The 17,015-nt window shown below is 35.4% G+C and carries 12 protein-coding genes and 1 tRNA gene; 5 read left to right on the plus strand and 8 right to left on the minus strand.

Translation table 11 applies throughout. From position 1 onward, the window contains the following. Positions 1-189: 189 nt before the first annotated feature. Complete coding sequence (locus LBU54_RS10210; RefSeq protein WP_224529006.1) at positions 190-1,020, plus strand: Hachiman antiphage defense system protein HamA; 831 nt, start codon at positions 190-192, stop codon at positions 1,018-1,020. Then, positions 1,017-4,409, plus strand: coding sequence for a DEAD/DEAH box helicase (locus LBU54_RS10215; RefSeq protein ID WP_224529008.1), 3,393 nt, complete (start codon positions 1,017-1,019; stop codon positions 4,407-4,409). The genes LBU54_RS10210 and LBU54_RS10215 overlap by 4 nt, the downstream gene beginning before the upstream one ends. A 148-nt stretch (positions 4,410-4,557) precedes the next feature. Here LBU54_RS10215 and LBU54_RS10220 read toward each other — a convergent pair whose 3' ends face one another. After that, complete coding sequence (locus LBU54_RS10220; RefSeq protein WP_224529011.1) at positions 4,558-4,779, minus strand: hypothetical protein; 222 nt, start codon at positions 4,777-4,779, stop codon at positions 4,558-4,560. Between the two features lie 423 nt (positions 4,780-5,202). Between LBU54_RS10220 and LBU54_RS10225 the strand changes: the two genes are divergently transcribed. The 3 genes from LBU54_RS10225 to LBU54_RS15445 all read left to right on the plus strand — a co-directional run bounded on the left by LBU54_RS10225 (position 5,203) and on the right by LBU54_RS15445 (position 7,962). Next, positions 5,203-6,081: a hypothetical protein gene (locus LBU54_RS10225; protein WP_224529013.1), complete on the plus strand. Its 879-nt coding sequence runs from the start codon at positions 5,203-5,205 to the stop codon at positions 6,079-6,081. A 65-nt stretch (positions 6,082-6,146) separates the two neighbouring features. Continuing rightward, positions 6,147-6,314, plus strand: coding sequence for a hypothetical protein (locus LBU54_RS10230; RefSeq protein WP_224529015.1), 168 nt, complete (start codon positions 6,147-6,149; stop codon positions 6,312-6,314). Positions 6,315-6,321: 7 nt separating this feature from the next. After that, positions 6,322-7,962 carry a recombinase family protein gene (locus LBU54_RS15445; protein ID WP_224529207.1) on the plus strand — a complete coding sequence of 547 codons (1,641 nt, stop codon included), beginning with the start codon at positions 6,322-6,324 and terminating at the stop codon, positions 7,960-7,962. Here the strand turns inward: LBU54_RS15445 and LBU54_RS10240 are convergent. The 7 genes from LBU54_RS10240 to LBU54_RS10270 form a co-directional block, all read right to left on the minus strand. Next, positions 7,922-7,994, minus strand: a tRNA-Met gene (locus LBU54_RS10240). The two genes, LBU54_RS15445 and LBU54_RS10240, sit on opposite strands and share 41 nt — an antisense overlap. A 108-nt stretch (positions 7,995-8,102) precedes the next feature. After that, positions 8,103-8,945 carry a leucine-rich repeat domain-containing protein gene (locus tag LBU54_RS10245; RefSeq protein WP_224529017.1) on the minus strand — a complete coding sequence of 281 codons (843 nt, stop codon included), beginning with the start codon at positions 8,943-8,945 and terminating at the stop codon, positions 8,103-8,105. A gap of 132 nt (positions 8,946-9,077) precedes the next feature. Then, the gene (locus tag LBU54_RS10250) at positions 9,078-9,260 is read right to left on the minus strand and encodes a CPXCG motif-containing cysteine-rich protein (protein WP_224529019.1); all 183 of its coding nucleotides are present in this window, start codon (positions 9,258-9,260) and stop codon (positions 9,078-9,080) included. Between the two features lie 12 nt (positions 9,261-9,272). Continuing rightward, a complete protein-coding gene (locus LBU54_RS10255; RefSeq protein WP_224529021.1) occupies positions 9,273-10,625 on the minus strand; it encodes a TolC family protein in 1,353 nt (450 codons plus the stop codon). Then, positions 10,609-13,803, minus strand: a complete 3,195-nt coding sequence (locus LBU54_RS10260; RefSeq protein WP_224529026.1) for an efflux RND transporter permease subunit — start codon at positions 13,801-13,803, stop codon at positions 10,609-10,611. Before LBU54_RS10260 ends, LBU54_RS10255 begins: the two co-directional genes overlap by 17 nt. Before the next feature lies 1 nt (position 13,804). Beyond that, a complete protein-coding gene (locus tag LBU54_RS10265; protein ID WP_224529031.1) occupies positions 13,805-14,932 on the minus strand; it encodes an efflux RND transporter periplasmic adaptor subunit in 1,128 nt (375 codons plus the stop codon). Positions 14,933-14,994: 62 nt separating this feature from the next. Further along, a complete protein-coding gene (locus LBU54_RS10270; protein ID WP_224529034.1) occupies positions 14,995-16,905 on the minus strand; it encodes an ABC-F family ATP-binding cassette domain-containing protein in 1,911 nt (636 codons plus the stop codon). Positions 16,906-17,015 lie beyond the last annotated feature (110 nt).

Raw genomic sequence — 17,015 nt, forward strand, 5'->3', positions numbered from 1 at the left:
ATGACTGGATACCGATACATCTCCTCGCCTAAAAAATATTTTCAGAATTATGTAGGAGGTCTTATGTAGGCTATAACTAATACTCATCTAGTGAGTTGACTTTCAATTAATTTATGAAATTCCGCACTAAGTTCGGAACCAATATTTTTATCTTTATAGTTTTGGAAATGAGATATGTATAATTAAGATATGCCTAGACAAAATACTTTAATAGGAACCCATCCCGTACCTCCCAATATTATTGGAAGGTGGTTGAATAGCACAAACCATCCTGAAACAGATCGTCAATGTCACCGCAGCCTTGCTGAAACTAATAATTTGACTGAAGAGGAGCTTGTTGATTGGCTAGCTGACAAGATCATTCTTCATCATTATAAGGAAAGTCAAATAGACAGACTTAAGAATAAATATGGCGAGTTGGGATTTGAAGAATATGCTGAAAATATCCGTATGATACCCAATTGGGATGATACCCGGAAAGGGAACATGACCGAGATAATTTTATGTGAGTACATTTTAAGCTCTACAGGCAAGCCACTCATCAAGACCTATCGATTTAGGTACAGCACTAATGTAGATCAATCCATGAAAGGTGATGATGTGTTGATGGTTGATTATGATAATGAAAATGATGATATAGAAGTATTTCTTGGAGAAGCCAAATTTAGGCAAGACCCTTCTGCCCAAGTTGTTAGAAATATAGCTGATTCATTATCAACTGATACGAAACCTCTATCATTTACTTTTTTGGTAGAACGACTATTGGAATCCGATTCAACCACTGATATTGGTAATCGATTAGACCAATTTGTAGTTGAAACTATAAGGCAACAAGGAAAAATTACATATTCTGGATTGCTTCTGAGTAAGACAGACTGTGCGGATACCGTTCAAAATAATTTGGATAGTGATAATCAAAAATTGGTTTTTCTTTCTCTAGGAGTTGACGACCCAACTGCTCTTATGAACAAAGTATTCTCTAAGGCAGAAGAGAAATTAGCTAACCCAGAACAACTATGAGCATAGAGAATACACTTGAATCCGTTACTAAGCTAAACGACGATAGATACCTTCAGAATCAGGTAGCACAATTGAATGCGAGGTATATTCTTCTAAATACAGATGAAGATAAGGAGAAGTTTCCTAATTACAATGTAAAGGATGAAGAGATGACCTTACTGGCTTTTCATTATCTGAACCTTGGTTGTAGGTTAGCAGAAAGAGATGCTATCCTTGAAGCCTCTCAACCTTTGGAAAGAGGAGCTCAAATTTTAGAGTACATTTATGGTTCAAAAAATAACGAGATTCACTTCAGGAATTACCATGTTCTGATCTCAGGCCTTGCCTATTATTCTGCATTCCAGTATTCAAAGTCATTTATATTAATAAAGAAGGCGGAGAACGAGACCACTATTGCAAGGCTATTGAGTTTGTTCTTGAGCCGTCGTTTTAATGAACTTCAAAATGATATCAATACAATAATTGTCAACAAAGATTACATCAACTTAAACAGAAAAGAAAACGTTGATGAAGCTTCTTCTCGAATCTATGAAATTGTCATAGCTCGTTCTCTATCAAAAGTTATTAGCTACTTGAACTTTGGGGATGGAGTTTTACTGGAGCATGCCAAGCAGGAGTTAAACACTTTAAAAGATATAGCAAGTATAAAAGAGGATGTAGATGTTTGGTGGACTATTAGGTTGATTCTCATCATCATTAGTGGGATTGAACGAGCCTCTTTGTGGAGTGTCCTTACTAATCATTACATCGATTTGCCTCCTTTGGTATCTAGCTTTATTTACTCTCATGTTTTTGCGAAGAGAAGTAAAATACATGAGTTCTTTACAACGCAGCGAAGTGCTTTGAACAAAGTGATTAATAAGGAAGATGGTGTAATCATTAGTATGCCAACCAGTAGTGGTAAAACACGAATTGCCGAAGTATCCATACTGGATACCAAAGTTAGAAATAACGCTTCAAAAATATTATATATTGCACCCTACAAATCACTTGCCTTTGAGATAGAAAATGATCTAGGAAGAATCTTTGCACCCATAGGTATTGATGTTTCGCAACTCTATGGTGGAAGTCTATTTAGTAAAATAGATGAGAAACTAATTCAAGATACAGACGTGATTATCGCTACCCAGGAAAAGGCAAAGGCTCTTTTTAGAAGTGATAGTGAACTCCTAAAAACCATTAAGCTGGTAATCTTGGATGAAGGACACCTTCTCGGTGGAGATGAGAGAAATACAAGGAATGAATTATTTATGGAGGAACTTAGGTTTCATGTGGATAGAAATGAAGGGAAGTTCATTGTGCTCTCAGCGGTTCTGCCAAACCCAGAAGACCTTTCGTTTTGGCTTACCAGTTCTGAAGTGAACGTCTTTGAAAGCAACTGGAGACCTTCTGAAGAACGTATGGGTATCTTGGAATGGACAGGTAAGAATGTGAATTTAAATTGGCAAAGTGCAGATGATGAAAGAAACTCCTTCAACAATCGATTTATTGTAGCCGAAAAGCAGCCAAGAAAACTGCGAGAGCGAGTTGATAAGTACATTCCAGCGGATAAGAATGAAGCCGTAGCAGCCACGGCTCTCAAACTCTTCAAATTTGGTCCTGTGCTTATTTATGTTGGGCTAAAAAGGTCTGTTTTTACGATGGCCAAGGCATATGAAAAAGTTCTAAATGATGACAATGTGTTTCAATGGAAAAATGAGAACAATTGGCAAGCATTTGAACTGGCATGTATAGAGTTTGATGGGGAAGATAGTCTATGGCTCCATTATTCAAAGTTGGGCATTCTTTGTCATAACGCGGACTTACCTTCAGACGTTAGGATTCCATTAGAACGTCTCATGAGAACAGAAAGACCTAGGGTGATTATAGCAACATCAACACTGGGACAAGGTGTTAATCTAGGGGTTTCATCAGTTATTTTTTCAACGCTTCAACAAGCAAGTCAAAAATTATCTTACAGTGATTTTTGGAATATTGCTGGAAGAGCCGGAAGAGCATTCGTTGACCAAGAAGGAAAAATCCTTGTTGCTCTGGATAACTCCAAAAGAGGTACTGTCAAAGAAAGACGTAAGGTTACTAGAACCCAGAGACTCATTTTGCGGTACTTTGACAAGACCAACGTGCAAGATGCTAAGAGTGGACTCCTTTGGTCTATTAGAGCGATGAAACGCTTTGCCTCATTTGAAGAAGGAATTAGTTTTGAAAAACTACTGGAACTTGTGGCTGAAAATGACTTTTCTGACTTAGAAGAAAGTCAAGCATTCATTAACGAATTAGACCTTATCGATGATACTCTACTCGCATTGCATCAATTGAGTCATGATGAAATTGATCCAACCGACATTACTTGGATAGAGGAATTCTTTAAAAAGTCACTTGCATATTTACAGTGCAAAAAAGATAGCGATGCGAATGCCAATGAACAAGAAGAAGTAATTACTTTTTTAAAAGCAAGAATGGTAGGAATTTTAAAAGCTGTGGGGCAAGATTCAAAGGATTGGGATGCTCATATACGCTCAGGTATTCCATTACAGAGTGACTTAATCCTTGAGCAGCACTTGCAAGAGATTATTGACTTAATTGGAGAGTATTTTGAAAACGATGACCATTCTATTCAAGCTAAAGTTAAATTGCTTTCCTTGATTGAAGCCATAGTCAATCAAACTCCAGTACTTCAAGATGAGTATCTTGAAAATGAGCGCCTTCATGAAGTTAGAGAGCTTTGGCTTGCTGGTGTTTCCATGACCAACATCAAAAAAATTGAAAACGCATCCAAGATCGTAAATAAACATTTTTCATTTAAACTTCCTTGGGTGTTGAATGGCCTTGCAAAAAAACTCCATGTTTTAGACTTGGAGCATTATTCACAATTACTTCAGGAATTATCTATACTAAGCGAGACTGGCTTACCAGACCTCGTGTCAGTTAAGGTTTATCAGGCTGGAATAAGATCAAGACAGGCAGCTATTGAAGTAGCTTCAATGTTCGAAGACGACTCTTGGGATAAGGGAATTAACTACTACAAATACAGTATTATTGAAAATGCTGATTTTTATAAAATAATCTTGTCAGATGAAACTTCGAAATGGATAGACCTGTTCTTACAATACAATGAGCGAGAATATATAGTGATTAATGAAATTCCACCTTTTTATACAGACGACTTAAGTAATGTATCTGTTGATGTTCTATTACCTAAAACGATAATCCAAAAGCAATATCTCGTTAGCCCAGACTTAACCGTCATGATACCAGCAGATGCGTTTGACGGTATTTACTTTTCTGAAGTGATTGATAAGGATGGTGTATATTTTCTTCGTGCTAGTGATGGGTATTGGTACTTACAGGTTGTCAATCCTAACATTGAAGTCCATCGTGAAGAAGATTGAAGAGTATAATTTTAGACTTTTACTCGACGGAGAGAAGGAGAAGATATAACAGTTATAATAAACATATGAACAATAAAGCGACTTTTGGATTAAGTAAAAGCAGTTTTATTCGTTTTAGGGTGCCAAGTTGTTAATTTAAGTACGCCTATTAGGTGAAATAGTTTTCATCTAATGCGCTAGTGCTTCTTCGTGAGTAATTCTTCTTGTGTATAGAATAAGCCGTAAAGCCAAATAAGGCTATTCCAATGACAATTATGCCATATTTTAAATACTTGTTTTCCTGCTTCAATTGCCTCACATTGGAAAGCTCAACCATATTTAATTCCTGTGAAGACAAAATTTCAATATCATATAGATCGGTATCAATCATTTGTGCAAATTTTATAGTGTTCTTTATCGACTTTATAATAATGAACTGTATGTAGGGCATAACAGTTCTTATTTATTGTTTTGTTGTAGTGGATATGTGTGAAAAGGGAAAAATTAACCCCAATACCCCTGAGGTATTCCTTGTGCACCGTAACTTCTTTTTCACCGTTTAACAACTCTAATAGTGCATAATATTGCTTCTCTATCGGTTTAAAAAGCTTAGCCAATTCTTTTCGCTTAGCGTTATTTCTTTTATTATGATGCGCCGTCCTACAGGCACTGTTGCAGAATGTTTGATTTGATCGTTTGGGTATAAATTCGACCCCACAATACGGACAAATCCGCTTTTCAATTTCATTATTCATAGTAATTTGCTTAAATAACATTTACAAATATAGTATTTTTTAATTTTTAATATTTACATTTGTGTAAATTTAATTTTATGAATGATCAGTTTTATATCAAATTTGGGGAATCATTCTATGAAAAATACATTCTCCCTAAAGATCTTGGCCTTAAATCACGGCAGGTTTCCTATTGGCGAGAGAACAAAGTTATCCCCTATTTCTTTGAGACGCATCAAAAGCACGGTCGGATGAACATCCCTGAAGCCATTTGGATGATGATACTGAAGGAACTCAGCGACATTGGCATCAGTACTGAAAAATTAAAAATCCTATCCTATCAGGTGTGGAATGTTCCAAAGAAGAACAAGTATGCCGACCAGGTCATATTGAAGTATATTCATTCAAAAAAGCCTCTGCTATCAGAAACGGGAAAAGTTAGCCTAAGAGATACCTTGGCAAATGAAATGGTCATGGACACCCTTAGGGAAGAAATAAACCAATATACCGATATGCTAAAGTCATGCATAGCCAACATAAGCCAACCACATTGTATGGTATACAGTCCATTGACGAACGAACATTCATTTTTGGTCAACGATGGTGTTCTAGTAAAAAAACTGGGGAGTCTAACTTTTGATTACCCACTGATTTCCATTCCCATACTAGGCAAGCTATCTAAGATCATAAGCATCGATCTTAACATAAAACATAAGAATCTGGATTATCTCAGTGACCTCGAAAATCAAATCCGGGAAATCGTATTGTTCAAAAAACCAAAAATAGTAGAGATAGCTTTTGATGATGGACACATCAAACCTAGAGTTATTACTGAAAAGCATGTGAAGCAAGTCGAACTGGCTGACTTCTTTCTGAAAAACAAAATTCCTAAGGGTTCAAAACTCCTAATTGACCCTAGAAGCCAGCACAATTATAAATTAACTTTAATTACAAAATAGTATGACAACCTATGTAGAACAAATTCAGTCCCTGAAAACACAGCCTGATTTAACCCTGTCGCGTTATGGGCCGAAAATCAAATCAGGAACTTCAACAGAAACAATTTCTGGATAACAATGAACTCACAGAATATTTATCTAAAGAATATATCGATTTAAATGAAGCACAAAAAAATGAATTAGTCTTGAGTATTTATCAATTCACAAAACTCATTTTTGATTCAGCAAAATAACTTTTACATGAGCAGAAAGAACGACGTAACCATTTCAGATTTTAAAGGAGCAATTGTATGGTCTTATACGCGTGTGTCCTCAAAGGAGCAATTTTTAAAAAACGGAAGTATTGAAACCCAAGTCAAGCGACTCAAAGCCTGTGCTTCTGACAACAGTTTGAGTATTACTAGGGAATTCGATGCTGAGTACGAAAGTTCGAGGCGAATCAACACTCAAAAAACGCTAAATGAGCTTTTACAAGCCATTAAAACAACACCTAAACACCAGAGACCTAAAATCATCCTTATCTGGTCACCTAGTCGATTTGGACGTGCTGGATCAGAACATATTGAATTGTTTGTGAGTCTTAGGCGTAAATACAATGTGTATCTGTATTCAGTAAGTACTGGTCACAATACATTCACTGAACGCAACGAAAATGAGTTCTCTACGCAACTACTATATGCTCAGAAAGAAAACTTTAATCGTCAAGACGTCATCATACCAGGAATGATCAATGTTCTTGAGAAAGGTAGATTTCTCGGAAGAGCTCCAAGAGGTTATGATCACTTTGGCCCTAGAGTTTCCGACCCATCTAAAGTACAAGCCAAGCAAGAGATAAAACTAAACGCACACGGAAAACTAATTAAAGAAGCGTTTAGACTAAAACTTTACGAAAATTATACAGATAAGGAAATTCAAGATCACTTAAAGCTAAAAGGTCTGTACATCCCGAAACAGACGCTGAGTAAAATGTGGTCTAACCTGTTTTATGCAGGATACTTTACCAACAGTTTAGTCCCCGATACCGAAATCAAAGGCCATTGGAAACCAATCATTACGAGAAAGGAATTTAATCTGCTTCAAAAGAAGTTAAATAATTCAAACCAAATAGGAATCCCTAAAATAAATGGCAATACCGAAACCCCTTTGGTGCCAAAGTTTCTGGTCTGTGATGATTGCGACACCAACATGACTTCATATAAAAACAAACGAAAGCATATCTTATATTATAAATGTTCATCATGTAATAAAACCGTAAATGCAAATACAAGAACGAAATCACTTTCAGCTGGTATGCACCAACAATTTTCTGGTGTGCTAGAATCTCTTAAGCTGTCTAAGTCTTTTGAAAGTCTGTTCTCAAAGCAGCTTGAAAAAATTGTTGAGAATGAAATATTAACAAGTTCGGATAAAAAGCGACAGCTTAACTCTGAGATCAATAAGCTTCAAGAAAAATACGACAAGATTGAATTTAGGTTTGCCACAGATGAAATATCAAAGGAAATTTTTGAAAAACATGGATCAAGGCTTAAAGAGCAAATTGAAAAGAAAAAGCAATTGCTTCTGAATCTGCCATCAAAAATGTCGAACCACAAAAAAGTAATGAAATTCTTTTTTAAAGTTGCAGAAAACCCTCGTCAATTCTACGAATCACTGGATTACCATAATAAAAGACTTTTCCAAAATATCCTATTTCCAGAAGGTTTCCGTTTTTCAATGAAAAACAAAAAATGTCGAACCAGTAAATTGAATCTATTATTCGAACTAACTAATTCATTTTTAGAACAATACGACCCTAAAAAAGAAAAGACTCAAACAGAAAAACTGTTTGAGTCTCATTTAGTAGCGGGAACAGGACTCGAACCTGTGACCTTCGGGTTATGAGCCCGACGAGCTACCTACTGCTCTATCCCGCGATATTGGACTGCAAATATACAACGCTTTTTCCTTTTGGCAAGAATTTTAAACAAAAAAACGCTCGGAGTGTCCGAGCGTTTTAAACCAATTATAAATAAACTTTTATATTAATCATCATCGTCTTCTGAGTCTAAGGTTGCAAGTGCTCCTTTCATGTTCACTTCGTCTAGATCGAAATCTACAATATTTGGTAACTGATCTTTCAAAGCTGCGTAATTACCTTTAAATCCATTATTACTCAACAACAAGGTTTTTAGATTTGATAATTGTGCCAGTTCACCTGGTAAATTGCCGTAAAAAGCATTGTTGGATAGGACCAATTCTTCTAAACTTGTTAATTCTCCAATTGCAGATGGAATTGTGCCAAGTAAATTATTATCAAAAACACTAAGCACTTTTAAGGCCTTTAGGTTGGATACAGTTGACGGGATCTTTCCCATTAAATTATTGCTACTAAGTATTAGAGTTTCCAGCTTAGTTAAATTTCCAATTGTATTTGGAATTTCTCCGAAAAAATTATTATTGTATAGTTCTAACGCTTTTAAATTTTCTAGGTTACCTATAGAAGCAGGGATTGCACCGCTCAAATTATTTGAAAACAACAATATTTTTTCAAGCGAAGTTATTTTTGTTAGGCTTTCTGGTAATGTTCCTTCCAATCTGTTGAATGCCAAATTTAAAACTCTTAACGATGACAAAGCATCTATTTGTCGTGGTATTTCTCCTTTTAAATTATTAAAAGTTAAATTTAAGGCAACAACGTTGCCATCCTCAACAGTAACACCATACCAGTCAGTAACCGGAGTATCTAAATTCCATGTTGTTTTCCAATCCTCACCGTTAGTAGCATTAAATAGTGCTAGGAGCGCGTCCTTTTGTTCTTGGGAAACGTTTGCAAATGTAAATGCAGAAAGCAAGCAACATAATAAGGTTAATTTTAAAGTTCTCATAATAGCAGATTTCTGTGGAGGGACACATTTTACTATACGAATATAGGTTTCAAAAGGATAAACGACAACTTTTTTCGATGAACTACATAGTGAAATTTTTCAATTATCTGATTTACAGATATTTAAAAATTTTTATTGTTCAATATTATCAGCCTGAAAACCTACTATTTCTTGGTCTTGACACACAACATCAATTTGTATGGGATTACAACAAATCTCGCAATCCTCAATATAATTTTGCTGTCTTTGGGAAGTATCTATTAGCATCGAAACTTGCTCCCAACAATACGGACATTGAAAGAAATGTTCATCCATAGTACTTTAATATTAAAATTCGACATTTAGGAGTTGCCCCGTAAGTTGAAGTAATTGTAATTCAGCAATTTTAGCGTCGTATTTAGCCGCATTTAGATTGGTCTCAGCCAAAATCAAATTTATTTGTGCTTGGCGAAATTCAATTGCTGTAATTTGACCTAGATTGTAACGCTCTCTAGACCTACTGAAATTGGTTTCGTTTGTTAGTACGTTTTGACGCTGAATTTCTAGAACCTCTAGTCTATTTTGATAATTTCCAAGAGCATTCGCAATATCCCGCTCAACTTCCATTTCTATTTGGTTTCTGGCAATCTCCTGGCTACTTAAAGCAATTTTAGAATTTTGAACTAACGTTGAAGTTGTGCCTCCATCAAACAAATTCCAACTCAAATTTATTCCCGCACTAAATGTGTAGGAATCGGATATATTTCCTGGAAAAAAGACCGAAGCTGGGTTTCTATTTTCATTCCAACCATAAGACCCAACAAGTCCAACAGTTGGAAGATATCCAGACTTACTGACTTTTAAATCATATGCACTTATTTCAATAATACTCTGATTTTGCAGTAAAGTGACATTATTTTCAGGAGCACTTGTAATGTATTGTTCTAACAATAATTTTGGAATAAAGGTAACGGTTGTATCAACTTTAAAATCATTATTTATCTTATTAGCCAGGAGCACATTTAAGTCTCGTTTTGTATTTTTTAATTGTTGATTGATACTAATCAGATTTATACTGTCGTTAGCAACGTCTACCTGTGCATTTAAAACATCAAGCTTTGAATTTTGTCCGTATTCAAATTGATAATCTGCCCTCATTAAGCGTTCTCTAGAGATGGTCAATGTCTCTTCTAAAATTTCCGTGTTTTGAGTTAACCTAGCTACTTCATAATACACAGTAAATAATTGAACAATAGTGTTTTCTATTGTCTCTCTCGCTTCTAACTCAGATAAATTATATTGCTCTTTTAAACGTTTGTAATTATAATACCTACCCATACCGTCAAACAAAGTATAGGCAAGATTTACTGAGGCATTATAGCGTTGCGTTTCGGCATTTGGAATTTCAATATCTGGTCTTGGCTCACCAGTATTCTGGTCTATTACACCTGGAAATCCAGTCACTGTAGTCTGTTGTGTATAGTTAGCACCGGCTGTTGTTGATACCGTTGGCAGGAAACCTGAGTTTAAAATATCCTTATTATTTTCTGCAATTTTTACATCGTTAGATGCCACCAAAATGCCAAAATTATGCTGAAGAGCAAGAGCAATAGCTTCAGATTTGCTCAAGTCTTCTTGCGCATTTACATACATTACCATAAACATTAGTATGCAAAACCATATATTATTGTTCCAATTCATACTTTTCTTTTACAGCGCGTTCAACTTCTTCTTTTGTAACAGACCTTCCTTGTATCAGCCATTTTATACCTACCTTAATATTATTACTAAGAGACAATAATAAAGGTAAGGCCAGCAAGGTTAAGATTGTAGCATATGCTATTCCGAAAGTTATAGAAATTGCCATTGGTTTTAGAAATTGCGCCTGCCTACTTTTTTCAAGTAATAGAGGTGCCAAACCAGCAATAGTAGTTAACGACGTCAGAAATATAGCCCTAAATCTTGACTTCCCTGCTTCTACAAGAGCTTCGTCAAAGTCGAGTCCATTTCTAAGGTTTAAATTAAATTTCCCTATTAGAACAAGACCATCATTTACCATAATTCCAATTAAGGCTATAATTCCTAATAAGGATAAAATATTAAGTGGAAAACCTAGTAATAAATGTCCCCAAGCTACAGCGGTTAGGCTAAATGGTATCAATAAAATGAGTAAAAAAGGTTGACTATAACTTCTAAACGTAAAAGCAATAGTCGCATAAATAAGTAGAATTATTACCAATCCTGCTGATCTCAACGACTTACTCAATTTTTCTTGTTCTCTGTTTTGACCTTCAAAAGAAGCTGTTATAGTAGGATATTTGGACTGTAACTCTGGGATTATATTTGCCCTCAAGTCGTCCATGACATCTGTATTACTCGCATTTGCATCTTTCATGTCTGCAGAGATCTGGATTTCTCTCTGACCCTCAAGGTGATTAATCAAAACATCTCCACGTTCAATGCTATACTCTGCAATGTCTCTAAGATTAACTCTTTCTCCATTTGGAGTTTGAATACGCATTTGATCCAAATCGTTTATGGAAGCTCTATTACTACGATCGTATCTTACCCAAACACGAATCTCATCTTGTCCTCTTTGAAAACGTTGTGCTTGCACACCAAAGAATCCTGCTCTAACCTGATTCATTACTGTTCTTAAGTCAAGGCCTAACAGATATGCACTTTGCTTAAGCTCAAGACGAATCTCTTTAATACCTGCAGGATCGTTATCTTCAACATCCTTTAAAACAGGATTTGAGTTCATTATGTCTTTAAGCTCTTGTTTTGCTGCTTTTAATTCTGTTATGTTATTGCTTAACAACGATACAGAAATTGGACTTCCTCCAAAATTACTGCCAGATCCAAAGGTTAATCGTTCAACACCAATTACAGGACCCACAAGTTCCCTTAGTCTATTAGCCACTAAAATCGATGTTATTTCATCTGGCCGTTCCTCGCCAGGCAACATATTAATACGCAATGAAGCAGATGAGGAACTATTAATGGTCCTGATAACATTTTCTACAAGGTTCTTATCAGATTCCGTGATATATTTTTCTGTGAATTCTTTGTCTATAATATCAACTTTATCTTCAATCATAGAAATAATTGAATCGGTAATGCGCTCGTTTGTTCCATTTGGCATATCGAGAGTGACCGCAACCTGATCGCTTGCAATTCTAGGAAATAATGTCACACTAATTACTCCACCTCCAATGGCACCCATTGTAAAAATTAAAAGCGCTATGAAAATACTTAAAGCAAGTAATTTATATTCTAGGACAAAGCGCAAACATGGTGCATAAATCCTATCGCGATTAAAGCGCATTATTCGGTCTCCAAGTTTATTAATTACGCGCATTTTGGCAAAAAAGCGCTTTATCCCTTGGGGTTCTGGCTGACCATTTTTTGCCCTTAGTGCCTTAGAATGTGCTAAGTGAGCTGGCAAAATTATCAATGCTTCGATTAAAGACACCGTTAATGTAAGAATTACAATTACCGAAACTTCGCCAAAGAATTCTCCTATTCTACTATCCAAAAACAGGAATGTTGAAAAAGCTAAAAGCGTAGTTATTATAGCTGAAACCACTGGCGGTATTACTTCTATAGTACCATCTATAGCGGCCTCTATTGGACTTTTACCTCTTTCGTAATGTTGATAGATATTCTCTGCAATTACAATTCCGTCATCAACTAAAATACCTATCACAATTATCATCCCAAAAAGGGAAAGCACATTAATAGTGACATCAAATTGCCCAGCGAACATAAACATCCCTAAAAAGGAAATGGGCAAGCCAAAGGCTACCCAGAATGCAAGTCTTGTATTAAGGAATAGTGACAGAAAAATAAGCACCAAGATTATTCCAGCTAGAGCATTTTCAAAAAGTAATTGTGTTCGTTGTTCGAGAGTTATAGATAGATCCCTAACAACATCAAGACGTACATTTGTAAACTTTTGATTAAACTCCTCGATATACTCTTTAACCTTTTGAGCAGAACTCACTAAGTCTTCGTTGTTGGTACTAGTTACAGTAATATCAACAGAAAGCTCTCTATTAAAATAGGTTGCACTTGGTGTTTCTGAAAACCTATCTCGAATTATAGCCACGTCTTTTAGACGTACTGTTTTACCACTTGGAGTAGCTTTTACCACCACATTGGATAGCTCATCTCCAAAATAAGAACGATTATTGGCACGAATCAAATAATCTTCTTTTTCTGTTTTTATATTCCCTCCTGTAACTAAAATATTAGATTGCCCAACAGCCAATGCTACATCTGCAAAAGTAATATTATAAGCAAGTAAGCTACTTTCATTTACTGCAATCTCAATTTCTTCCGCTGGAAAACCTGAAACTTCTACTTGTGAAATGCCTGATATTCCCCTCAGATCATTTTCAATTTGCCGGCCTATTTGCTTTAATGTTCCAAGAGGTATATTCTTTCCACTAACAGCAAAACTAATGGTTTGTCTAACTTCTTCTCGCTTGGCGACTACAAGCGGTTCCATGTCTGCAGGGTAACTAGGAACACGATCTACTGCATTCTTTACTTCAAGAAGCATAAAGTCTATGTTCTCTCCTTTTTCAATTTCTACAGTTATGGTTCCTCCATTTTCATTTGAAACAGAAGTTACTCTTTCTACACCTCTTAAGCCTTTAAGATTGTCCTCTATTTTTAGAACCACACCTTCTTCAATTTCTTGGGGTGATGCTCCGGGATAAGCAATAGCTATGTTAATTATTTTCGAATCTACAAGTGGAAAGAAACTTGATTTTAAGGCGCTAAAACCTAATATTCCAAAAATGAAAAAAGCTCCAATTAAAACATTAACTGCAACATGGTACCTTATAAAAAATGCAATAATCTTTCGCATTCTAGCCTTCGTTTTTTGAACTTATATAGGGTTTAACTAGCATACCTGAATAGGCTCCTGGAACTGGCTTTTTAAGAATCACTGTGCCATCCTTAACATTCTTAAGTACGACTTTTTTATCTGAAAAAAAGACAGGTTTTACCGCAATAGACTCTAAGATACTGTCTCTTACAGCAAATATGGTATTACTATCGGAAAGCAAAATACGATCAATTTCAATAGCATTTTCCTCATTCTTAGCACTGACATCCGCATTGAAATACATACCCTCTTTTATGTCTGGATGTTTTACATTAATGAACGCCGTTATAGTTTGAGTTGTTAAATCAATACTAGCATTTACTCGAGAAACTATTCCTGTATAAGTAGATTCACCGTTTAACGTTGTAAGCTTAACTTCCTCACCCTCTTTTATGAATGGCGCGTATGATTTGGATATAGCTATTTCGATTTCATACTCTGAGGTATCAATATATTCTCCGAGCTTTTGACCATTTCTTATCAAGGTACCTTCAGTAACCAAGGCTTCGGTCAAAACACCCGAAAATGGTGCACTAATGTAGTACTTGGTAAGGCGCTGTTCTAGATTCTTTACGTTATAATAACTCGAGACTATACCTCTTCCAGTGATAAAATAATTCTCTTTATCCGATGTTATTTCTGGCAATTTTGGCGTAGTTGATTCCAAATCGAAACTAACAAGGTAGTTCTTCCATTTTGGAAAAATATCAGGAAAATCAAGTCTTAAATCCGGCATTATTGCCGCTATGTCGTTATAAAGGTTACTCTTGGCAGATTGAACAGATGCGTAATATTCTGACGCATCAATATGAATTAAGCGTTGACCTTTTATATAATTTTGTCCTGCCTTAAATAACTTTCCTGTAGGCTTAAAAACACCTTGAACTTCTGAAAATAATTCAACTCTACGTTTAGCAACAGTATTTCCATTAGCGGAAATTACAATTGGAATTGTAGAATTTTTAACCGTATCCACAAATACCGTTTTTACCACTTTTGGCAACACGGACTTAGGCTTATTTTTATTTTTAATTAAATTGTTAGAAATTAAAATTGCTCCTAATATCAAGGCAAAGCCTAATATGGAAAGGATAACTTTTCGTAACATAATCTGTGCTTAACAAGTGCGCAAAGTTACCCTAATCCTAAATGCTCAGCGTTAAAATAATCTTAATTGTTAAAATTATCAATAGCTACATGGGTAGATTCCCATTGTTGCATAAGCTTCTCAAGTTCAGACTTTTTTAATTGGTAGTCGTCAAAGAATTTTGGATCTGAAGCAGTCTGGTCATAATTGGCCTCTAAGGCTAAATCATCTGCTTTGATAGCCTTCTCTAAATGATTGATTTTGGCCTCGAGTTTACTCAGCTTATTGTTTAGTGACTTAAGTCTTTTCTGGTCCTCATAATTCTGCCTATTACTTTCTTTAGGTTTTGTCTCATTAATAGTTCTTTTCTCTGCCTCTCTCAAATTCTGAATATTGCGTTGTTCCAAATAAAAATCTATATCACCTAAATACTCCTTAATTTGCTTGTCTTTAAACTCATATACAACCTCTGTTAATCCTTGTAGAAAATCCCTATCATGAGACACCAAAATCAATGTCCCCTCAAATTTTTTAAGCGCTTCCTTTAATACATTTTTTGATTGAATATCAAGATGATTGGTTGGCTCATCCATTATTAAGACATTGAATGGCTGCAGCAATAATTTTGCCAATGCTAACCTATTTCGCTCACCGCCAGAAAGTACCTTCACATACTTATCTACCTCATCACCTCTAAATAAAAATGATCCTAAAATATCCCTAACCTTGGTTCTATTGGACTCGTTAGCAGCATCAATCATAGTATCCAATACAGTTTTGTTTCCATCGAGGTATTCTGCCTGATTTTGAGCAAAATAACCTATCTGAACATTATGACCTAGTACTAAATTCCCGCGGTGTTCTATTTCTCCAACAATGATTTTAGCCAATGTGGATTTACCTTGTCCATTCTGACCAACAAAGGCGGTTTTGGTATCCCTTGCTATGGTTAAATTGACGTTGTTTAAAACTTGAAGCTTTCCATAATTTTTAGAGACATTTTCTAATTTTATAACTACCTTCCCTGGTATTATGGATATAGGAAAACTTAAATTCATAACGCTGTTATCGTCTTGATCTACTTCTATCCTATCTATTCGATCTAGTTTTTTAATAAGTGATTGTGCCATGGAAGCTTTAGACGCTTTTGCTCGAAATTTCTCGATTAGCTTCTCTGTCTGTTGAATTTGCTTCTCTTGATTTTTTTGTGCAGCTAACTGCTGTACTTTTATTTCTTCCCTTAGCTCAAGAAACTTAGTGTAGGGTTTATTATAATCGTAAATACGACCGAGTGAAAGTTCTATGGTCCTATTGGTAACATTATCCAAGAACATTTTATCATGTGAAACAATTACCACTGCGCCACCATAATTTTGAAGAAACGACTCTAGCCATATTATAGATTCAATATCTAAATGATTCGTAGGCTCATCCAATAGCAATAAGTCGTTATTTTGAAGCAGAAGTTTGGCAAGTTCAATTCGCATTCGCCATCCTCCTGAAAAGGTGTCCGTAAGTTTGTCAAAATCTTCTCTGTTAAAACCTAGTCCTTGTAGAATTTTTTCAGTTTCTCCTTGATAATTATATCCTCCTAGTATTTCATACTTGTGCTGAATTTCATTTAAATCTACCATAAGCTGATTGTATGCCTCACTTTCATAATCTGTGCGTTCTGCTAGTGCACCATTTATTGTTTGAAGCTGCGTCTCACACGCTTTTATTTCCTTAAAGGCTTGGTAAGATTCCTCAAGGACTGTTTTACCAAATTCAAAATCAATGTCTTGTTTTAAGAAACCTATTTTTAAATCCTTATCCGATGCAATCTGGCCAGAATCGTATTCTTGTTCATTAGATAAAATTCTGAGCATGGTAGATTTACCTGCACCATTTTTTCCTATTAAACCAACTCTGTCCCCAGCACCTAATTTAAATGTGACATCCTTAAACAAATACTCACCTTGAAAAGAAATGGAAAGATTATGAATATTAAGCATAGATTTTAATTATAAAACAACGATTTAATATGTTACAAATGTTACATCTAGGGTGTAATATTGAAGTATCTTTGTTTTGCAATTTGTAACGCAAAATTAAAGGAAATTAG

It is taken from the genome of Winogradskyella alexanderae (genome assembly GCF_020166335.1).
Classification (GTDB): Bacteria; Bacteroidota; Bacteroidia; order Flavobacteriales; family Flavobacteriaceae; genus Winogradskyella; species Winogradskyella alexanderae.

Excerpts from the sequence above, each read along its gene's own strand:
- LBU54_RS10210 (WP_224529006.1), top strand. The coding sequence starts at position 190 with ATGCCTAGACAAAATACTTTAATAGGAACCCATCCCGTACCTCCCAAT.
- LBU54_RS10215 (WP_224529008.1), top strand. The coding sequence starts at position 1,017 with ATGAGCATAGAGAATACACTTGAATCCGTTACTAAGCTAAACGACGAT.
- LBU54_RS10220 (WP_224529011.1), bottom strand. The coding sequence starts at position 4,779 with ATGATTGATACCGATCTATATGATATTGAAATTTTGTCTTCACAGGAA.
- LBU54_RS10230 (WP_224529015.1), top strand. The coding sequence starts at position 6,147 with ATGGGCCGAAAATCAAATCAGGAACTTCAACAGAAACAATTTCTGGAT.
- LBU54_RS15445 (WP_224529207.1), top strand. The coding sequence starts at position 6,322 with ATGAGCAGAAAGAACGACGTAACCATTTCAGATTTTAAAGGAGCAATT.
- LBU54_RS10245 (WP_224529017.1), bottom strand. The coding sequence starts at position 8,945 with ATGAGAACTTTAAAATTAACCTTATTATGTTGCTTGCTTTCTGCATTT.
- LBU54_RS10250 (WP_224529019.1), bottom strand. The coding sequence starts at position 9,260 with ATGGATGAACATTTCTTTCAATGTCCGTATTGTTGGGAGCAAGTTTCG.
- LBU54_RS10255 (WP_224529021.1), bottom strand. The coding sequence starts at position 10,625 with ATGAATTGGAACAATAATATATGGTTTTGCATACTAATGTTTATGGTA.
- LBU54_RS10260 (WP_224529026.1), bottom strand. The coding sequence starts at position 13,803 with ATGCGAAAGATTATTGCATTTTTTATAAGGTACCATGTTGCAGTTAAT.
- LBU54_RS10265 (WP_224529031.1), bottom strand. The coding sequence starts at position 14,932 with ATGTTACGAAAAGTTATCCTTTCCATATTAGGCTTTGCCTTGATATTA.
- LBU54_RS10270 (WP_224529034.1), bottom strand. The coding sequence starts at position 16,905 with ATGCTTAATATTCATAATCTTTCCATTTCTTTTCAAGGTGAGTATTTG.